This is a genomic window from Bifidobacterium sp. (genome assembly GCF_051876855.1).
GTDB lineage: Bacteria > Actinomycetota > Actinomycetes > Actinomycetales > Bifidobacteriaceae > Bifidobacterium.
Window position 1 is genome coordinate 1 of record NZ_JBJEIH010000110.1, and the last position, 4,674, is coordinate 4,674.

Annotated in this window: 4 protein-coding genes; 1 reads left to right on the plus strand and 3 read right to left on the minus strand. The window is 59.4% G+C overall.

Annotated elements, in window-relative coordinates:
• A partial coding sequence (locus tag ACI38B_RS07175) for a hypothetical protein (RefSeq protein ID WP_439730142.1) occupies positions 1–239 on the minus strand: 239 nt, incomplete at its 3' end.
• Positions 240–766: 527 nt separating this feature from the next.
• Here ACI38B_RS07175 and ACI38B_RS07180 point away from each other — a divergent pair.
• Positions 767–1,996: a hypothetical protein gene (locus ACI38B_RS07180; RefSeq protein ID WP_439730143.1), complete on the plus strand. Its 1,230-nt coding sequence runs from the start codon at positions 767–769 to the stop codon at positions 1,994–1,996.
• Between the two features lie 60 nt (positions 1,997–2,056).
• Here the strand turns inward: ACI38B_RS07180 and ACI38B_RS07185 are convergent, their stop codons facing one another.
• Positions 2,057–2,677 (minus strand): hypothetical protein, encoded by a 621-nt coding sequence (locus ACI38B_RS07185; protein ID WP_412150477.1) that lies wholly within the window; start codon positions 2,675–2,677, stop codon positions 2,057–2,059.
• Between the two features lie 612 nt (positions 2,678–3,289).
• Positions 3,290–4,674 (minus strand): phosphoribosylformylglycinamidine synthase subunit PurQ (locus tag ACI38B_RS07190; protein WP_439730144.1); only part of this gene is annotated, 1,385 nt, incomplete at its 5' end.

Genomic DNA, 4,674 nt, shown 5'->3' on the forward strand with positions numbered 1-4,674 from the left:
GATGCCATGTCGGTGGTGATATTCGCTTTCCACTGGCGGCGTTGCATGAACCCGTCGATGCCGGTGGCGGCAAAGCAGCCTACGGCGATGACCGTGATGGCAGCGAGGGTGCTCAAGGCGATGCGGCGAGCGGTTTGCACAGCTGTCGGACGTGTCTTTTCCGAGTCGGATGGATTGCTTCCGTGGTCGACGATGGTGTACCCGATGGACGGGATTTCGAAAGTGACCGGTTGATGCATGATGTTCTCTCCTGTGTTGTGATGTTCTCGTGATTGCGGTTCGCGGCTTTCGTTTTCGCACGAACCGATATCTGGGAATGATGATGAAATGAATCCAACCGCGCCGTTCCTGGTTCCCGACCAGGCCCGGTGCCGGAGCGGCCTACCCTCTTCAACCAGGCAGGCCGCCCATAACCTTCTGCAATTTCTAAGGTAGATGGTATGGGCAACGAGGAGTGGGACGCCGGGGAACAAAGAGTCAAACGTTTGACGTTGCACGGCGTGTCGGGCGTGTCGAACCGGTTCGATTGGAGCGGTCGGATTCACGAACGGGCATTCCTCGTCCCGCCGGATTATCGCGCTCGTGTCTTGATGGTCTTCGCCTGTTCGCGCCGCAGAATATTTGAGACGTCGAGCGCTGCGCACTTGCGCGGTAGCGTCGTCACTCATCACTGATATGGTGATTTCTGCGCAACCGATGTCGGTTGTACAGAAGAGAGAAGCAGCTGCCACGTGCAAGAGCATGCATGTGGGTGGGAGGGTCAGCAATGCAAGAGGAAACGTCGGAATACTTGATGTCTCATGGTCGCGGCGATAGTCGGGGAAGTGCTGCTCCCGTGAATGGGGTGGAAGATACTGGGGTTTTGTTCGATGCCGCGCAGCAAACGGCGGTGCCGGGGACGGTATTCTCGCCGCAACCGGTATCTCAGCCGGTTCGCCCCGTACAGCCCGCTGCGTTGGAGTCGCAGTTCGACCAGCGATTCATGAAATCACCGGTGCAGGGGGTTGCAGTCCCGCATCAGACAGCATCGCCGGCGCAGTTGTCGGCGACGATTCCTGAAACGAATACCGCTTACACCGCGCTGGATTCGGTGACGGGCGACAATCTTGATTCCTCTCCTGTCGGCTCTCTGCGGCAAACCAAGCCGCAGACGGGTCCCGATTCCCGGCTGATGCTGAATTCCCTTGGCGGAGTCGATGAACATGGAGATATATCGGTGTTCGCCCTCGGTGCTCCGGTGATGACGCCTGACGGGCCTGCGTTTACCATGGGCGTAGGGCCGGGCCGATCCGATGCCATGCAGGAGGATTGGGGTCAATATACCACGGTGAAAGCAAAACTTCGTCGCTTGAGTATGCGATTGAGAAGATATCGTTGGTTTGCGGTGCTGACCTGCATCTGGGTTGCCTTAGGGCTGTTTGCTCTTATCGCGCCGCTGTTTGACAAGATGCTGGTGCATTATTATGCGCAATGTGCGCTGTGCTTGTTCGTATCCCTCGCATTGATAGTATGCATCGTTGATTGTGTGTTCGATAGGCTTCATGGAATTTGCGGTTTGTGGCAGGAACTCTTGGGAATAATGTCAGTCACACTGATGATGTTCTGTATATGTGTGGCGCAGGACCTCATCAACGATATTCCGCAATTGTCAAATCCCACGACGGTAACCATCGTCCCTTCCGAGTCTGTCACGTATTCCCACCCCCTTCCATATCCTGACCACAGACTCATAGGAACGAATACCGCGACCGGCAAGACGGTCGTGTTGAAGGTGACGGGCAAACAGCTGCAGGAATGCGATACCCTCTTGTCTGCTGCTCATCGTGGTGACGGGAATCGACACGCTACAGCGCATTACCTGCCGTCTACCGGATACGCATTCGATGTGGTATGCACCGTGGATGCGAAATCCTCGCAACAGGACTCTTCGGCGAGCGGGACGAATGACGCTGGGGCTTGGAATGACGCGATTGTCGTGGGGCAAAGCGAGAAATAAGGTAATCAGACAACGCCCATCGCCATGTCTGTCTGCCAGACCCGGCTGGGTTCCTTCGGCTCACCGCCAGTCGCACACCATCTCGCCCGATGAGGAGTGGTAGATGCACGAGCCGGGCAGATGGACGTTTTCGCCAATCACGATGTATTCATATGCCGGCGCGCCGTCGCGGCTGTTATGCCTGATGGTGATGGAATCGCCGGCATGCATAGGGATGCGCGTCCCCGCGTTGAGCGCGTCTTTGGTGATGACACCGCTATCGGCAGTCAGAAAACAGGTATTCGGATCGGGGCAGGAGACGTCTCCGTTGATGAAACCGGTGTTGCCGTGGTTCTGCAGCAGCATGTCGTCAACAATTTCCATGGTGGATACGACATCATCGGCTACGGCGTTCTGCCAACGGTTGCGTTGCACTGCGCGGTATATGGGGATGCCAATGGCTATGGATAGGATGATTGTCATCAGCGCGGCAAGAGTGCGGATACTCACGCGGTATCGCGCCTGCGTGTGTTCGTCTGGCTCCTGCTCGATGCGTTCGACGACACGGGTGCCCACCGGACCTATCGGACGCAGCGGGGTGGTCTGTTCCATCGGATCATATGTCGAAATCATGGAGACGTAGTCAATGGTGGAGCCGTCGATGTCGGTGGAACCGCCAGATAAGTCGTCTGTGCCGTTCATCTCCGCTCCTTTCACAGGGCTCGCTTCTTCGCGTTGTCCCAGCGTTCTCGCCGATAGTGTGATGCGCCATATGCGTCGGTGGGGAATGCTCTGTCTGCTTGCATCGATGCGCTTCCCTGACGTCATCGGAGGGGTGCGGCCGTCGTCCGACGAACCGCCGTTGGTTCGAACGGTTATCATTATAGTCGCCCCGTTGCGTTGCGGCCGTCCCACGCCACAGATGTTTCTACCGCCGCTGAGTGGTCTGTCAGCGTCGGTGGAGGGTTGTCGTTCTGTTTCTGCGCCGCTGGGGAGGGTGTGAGTGTCGGTAGAGGGTGTGCCGACGGTGGGTGGTCTGTGTGTTTGGCAGAAGGCGTTACCGACGGTGAGAGTCCTCTGAGCGTTGGTAAGATTGCGTGTAGTTTCTTGCCGGATGGCGTATGAGGCGCGGCAACTAGGGCGGGCGGTGAGTATCTATCGCACACCGGAAACCATAAGGCCGGTCGCCTCCCGCAATGGGGAAACGACCGGCCTTTCTGATGATTCATTCGCTGCGGGGGATCGCCTGACGGGTCGCCCGGGGCAAATCCGCCCAAGGCAATCCGTCGTAGCGAGTCCGGATTACCGGACCACTCAGGCGGTGAAATACTTCACACCGCTGGTGAACAGCGGTTGGAGCTTGTCGCCGGGCACATTGACGAAGGTGCCGTCCGTGTACCGTTCGGAATGACCCATCTTGCCGAACACGCGGCCGTCCGGGCTGGTGATGCCTTCGATGGCGAGCATCGAGCCGTTCGGGTTGACGTCCAGATCCATGCCGGGCACGCCGTCGGCGTCCACATACTGCGTGGCGATTTGGCCGTTGGCCTTGAGCTTGGCGAGCACGTCGTCGGAAGCCACGAACCGGCCCTCGCCGTGCGAAATCGCGATGGTGTGCACGTCGCCGACCGCGCTTTCCGCCAGCCACGGGGACAGGTCGGAAGCCACACGCGTACGCACCAGACGGCTCTGATGGCGGCCGATGGTGTTGAAGGTCAGCGTCGGGCAGGCGTCGGTCATCGGCACGATGTCGCCGTACGGCACGAGGCCCAGCTTGATGAGCGCTTGGAATCCATTGCAGATGCCAAGCATCAAACCGTCGCGGTTCTTGAGCAGGTCGCGCACGGCGTCAGTGACGGCTGGGGCGCGGAAGAACGCGGTGATGAACTTCGCCGACCCGTCAGGCTCGTCGCCGCCAGAGAAACCGCCAGGGATCATGACGATCTGGCTACGGCGGATCTCGTCGACCAGCGCCTGCGTGGATTCGGCGACGGCCTGCGGAGTGAGGTTGTTCACGATGAGCGTGCTCACATCGGCGCCTGCGCGCTCGAATGCCGCCGCGGAATCGTACTCGCAGTTGTTGCCCGGGAACACCGGAATCACCACATGCGGCTTGGCGACGGGAGAGCCCGTGTATACGGTCTTCTTCGGGGCGTGGAATTCCTCGGTTTCGGTGACGCTGCCGCGTTCCTCGCCTTTGGAGCGGTACGGGAAGACGCTTTCCATTGCGGATTCCCAGTCTTCCTGCACCTGGTCGAGATTGAGGCACTCGCCGCCGGCGACGAATTCGTACGCGTCGGTCGTCTCGCCGATTACGCCGATTTCGACGCGGTTGGACACCGCTGGCAGCTTCGCATTGTCATCAAGCTCAACGAGGAACGAGCCATAGGCCGGGGTGAACAGGTCGTCCACGGCGATGGTGTCGGCGAGCTTGACGCCGATGCGATTGCCGAGCGTCATCTTGAATAGCGCTTCGGCGCTGGCGCCATAGCCCGGGGTGGACACGGCGAGCGCATCATGGAATTCGGTGAGCGATTCGACCACGTCCATCGCCTCGAGCAGGCCATCCTTATCAGGGGTGAGCCCATCGGCCGCATACCGCGGGGCGATACGCGCAATCCGATGGCCGGCCTTCTTAAACTCGGGGGAGGTCGCGCGATGCATGTTGCCGACGGCTACAGCGAAGGAGATGAGCGTCG

Coding starts and splice junctions, on each gene's coding strand:
- ACI38B_RS07180 (WP_439730143.1), top strand. CDS start 767: ATGCAAGAGGAAACGTCGGAATACTTGATGTCTCATGGTCGCGGCGAT.
- ACI38B_RS07185 (WP_412150477.1), bottom strand. CDS start 2,677: ATGAACGGCACAGACGACTTATCTGGCGGTTCCACCGACATCGACGGC.